2 protein-coding genes are annotated in these 3,199 nt (G+C 59.5%); both read right to left on the bottom strand.

Annotated features, from left to right (window positions below; all coding sequences use genetic code 11):
• Nucleotides 1-238: 238 nt before the first annotated feature.
• A complete protein-coding gene (locus tag FJ222_12440; GenBank protein MBM4165230.1) occupies nt 239-1,276 on the bottom strand; it encodes a hypothetical protein in 1,038 nt (345 codons plus the stop codon).
• 71 nt (nt 1,277-1,347) lie between these two features.
• Nucleotides 1,348-3,180, bottom strand: coding sequence for an amino acid permease (locus FJ222_12435; protein ID MBM4165229.1), 1,833 nt, complete (start codon nt 3,178-3,180; stop codon nt 1,348-1,350).
• Nucleotides 3,181-3,199 lie beyond the last annotated feature (19 nt).

Here is a 3,199-nt window from a genome sequence, read left to right as displayed (position 1 = left end):
CTCGTGGCTGGCGGCCGCGACGAATGTCGCGGGCCGGGGCCTGTGGCGGCTGGGCGCGGGCGGACGGATGAGCCTGACCGACGCCCCGGCACCGCAGATCACGGGCACGAACGCGCCGACGCGGGCGCTGCCGCGCTGGGTCGGCGACGAACTGGTGGTCACGGGCGCGGTGAAGAAGGTGTACAAGGCGTTCGGGGCCGGGACGAATGACTGGGTGGCGGTGGGGATGTGAGGAACGTCAGCGGTGTGGGGCGGCGCGAAGCGACGTACCCACCACCGCTTGGTTCGCATTGTTCTTTGTTTCGTCGATCATGGCCGTGACTTCCTCAACGGTGAACGGGGGTGTCCGCGTGTGGATGATGGCATGGCACGTTGGGCAAACTGGCCGAAGGTCTTGCACCGGGTCAACCTGATACTTGGCATTCACGTCCGACAATTGGCGGACGTGATGAACGTGGATTAGTCCCTGTGCGGATTCTCCGTACTTCTCTGCCAGTGTCAGGCCACACGCTGCGCAGCGGCATCCGTAGTGAAGGATGCACTTTTCCCGTGCCGCACTGCTTCGCTCGTAGGCATTGACGGCGATTCTTCTGACGGCACCCTCGTAGAGCGGGGCCGTCACATCTACTTCTTCCGGAATCGCGGAGTACTCACTTTCGACCCCACTTGGGCGCTCCGACGCCTTGGCGTCGCGAAGCATATCCTCTGTCACTGTGATGATCTGGCCGGTCTTGGGCAGCCGATCCGAGACGTCGATAATCCTGTCCAGAAGCGTAGCGGACTCAAGACTGATCTGGCGGACGCCCCGCGTCGCCTGGTTGTCGAGATCTGTGTCGGAGACGAAACACGGCTCCTTCTTGTTTGGACCCGACACGAAGCGGAGTTGCCTCGTCAACGCGGGTGAGAGCCGACGATGTAGGTGAAGAAGTGTCCCTGATTCCTCGGGATCGACAATCCATTCTCTCGCATCATACAGGTTGTCGCGGTTTAGGAGTGTGAGCGCCTCCTGTCGGGATACGATCTGCTTCACGGCCATCCGGCCGCCAATGTAAAGTTGGCCGGCACTGAGAGAGATAATGTACACCGAGTCGCCGACCGACACACCGCGCTTGCGGAAACTGTTACTCCCGGAGGCCGTAACTGGCTGGCCTTCAGTGTTGATGTCGGGTCGCCAGAAACGAAACTGCCAATGGCATGTCCAGAATCGAGTCATCTCGTTGTCTCCATGCGAACGGCGGCGGTGAACCTCGGCGCGGAACGCGCCGTAGTGTTCCACCGCCTTGTTCTGACGATGTGGTTCTCCGTGCTGTATCAGGGTTCGAACTGCCTGCACCTGCGCCGCACCGGTTATCCTCGGTGGCGTCGCGAAAGGACGAATAGATCCCGAAGAGCTTGTTCCCCGGGCGCGGCAAGCCATCGCATAGTAAAGTCATCCGCCTGAACGACTTGAGCAATAGCCGCCAGGCATCGCAAGTGAAAATTGCGTTCCTGAATCGGTCCCGCAAGCACAATCACAGTATGTACCTCTGTAGCCCCCTCGCCGAAATGGATGCCGGGCTTGCACCGCGCGATGAGCATTCCGAAAGGTGTGGAGTCTTCGATAATGATGTGCGGAATCGCCAGGTGTGTAGTAAGGACCGTGGAGCTCCCTTCTTCACGCTTGATCAGGAGATGTAGCAGCGTCGCGCTGGGCACTCCCAGCCGGGGGGACATGGCATCCGCAACTCTAGCGAAGAACTCATCTCGGGGCATCGTGCCCTGCAGATCAAGAACCGGGCACTTCTCGGTCATTTCGTCGAAGCGGTCCGCAACGATCTCGTCACGTTCGCGGACGATCTCCTTGAGTTCCGCCTCAAGTGTGCCATGGACCAGTTGTCGAGGCGTAAGCCGCTGGAGAACGTGAAGAATGGCAGATTCATGCTCGACCTGAGAACGTCCATAGAACCAGTAAACGGAGAAGCCTATGATTGCCAACGCTGCGCTGATGACGAACGCTTCTTCGCGCATCTGCAGAAGCAAAAAGGCAAAGCCGATCAAACCGGCAATCTGCAGCCAGGGATAGAGCGGTGCGCGGAAAACCGGGCGATAATTCTGCAACCGGCTCTCCCGCAGAATAATCACCGAGAGGAGCGAAAACATGTTCGTCAGTATCAGTCCGATGGACGCAGACTCCACCAGAATATGGAGATCAAGGAAGAGCGGCAGGATCACGAGGGCGCCTGTCGCAAGGATGGCGACATGGGGGGTATGGAAGCGTACGCCGACATTTCCAACCGATTGCGGCAGCATGCCGTCTCGGCTGAGGGCTAGCAAGTAGCGGGAACCCGCAAGGATTCCGGCATTGGCCGTCGTGAGAAATGCCAGAGAAGCCGCAATGGCCATGGCGATTCCTCCAGCCCTGCCCATTACAACAAGAGCACCATCGGCGATTGGGGTGAGGGTGCCGCTCAGGACCTCGGGCGTGACGACGCCCACTGTCACGGCGACCATCATGGCATAGCAGATACCTACCAGGACCAGTGCCAGAATCATCCCGGCCGGAATGGTGTGCCCAGGGTTCCGCACCTCTTCGGCAAGACTCGCCACCTTGAGCAGTCCTCCGTAGGACACGAAGACCAAGCCGGCCGTCGAGAATACGGCACCCATTCCCCGCGGGGCAAATGGCTCGTAGTTCCCGAGACTGATTACAGGCAACCCGTAGAATACGTAGACCAACATCAGCGCCATGAGCCCGAGAACAAGGGCGACCTGAAGGTGAGCCGCCTCTTTGACCCCGACCAGGTTGATTCCCACAAACACCACTCCGAGTATGACGCCACTGATGCGCATATCGATGGGGGCCAGAAGCCGGATCAATGCAGCCATCCCCACCAGAGCAAAAGCGCTCTTGAGCGAGAACGAGATCCAGTTCAGTACACCCGCAATCGTGCCAAATGCCGGACCCACACTCCGGGTTATGAAGTAATAGTCGCTTCCCGCCTTCGGCATGGCCGTGGCAAGCTCAGCCGTGCTCAACAGTCCTGTAGCGGCCAGCACGCCGGCCAGCAAGTATGACAACACGACCGCGGGACCAGCCATCGCATACGCGAGCCCGGGGAGCACAAAGATCCCCGAACTGATCATTGCACCCGCTGCAATGCAGAAAACATGGATCACCCCGAGGGATTTCTTCAATTCCATTCCCGTGCCCTGTCAGAAC

The sequence above is a fragment of the Lentisphaerota bacterium genome (assembly GCA_016873675.1).
Classification (GTDB): Bacteria; Verrucomicrobiota; Kiritimatiellia; order RFP12; family JAAYNR01; genus VGWG01.
The sequence above is the reverse complement of the archived record's forward strand: the minus strand, read 5'-3'. Positions and strand labels throughout refer to the sequence as shown.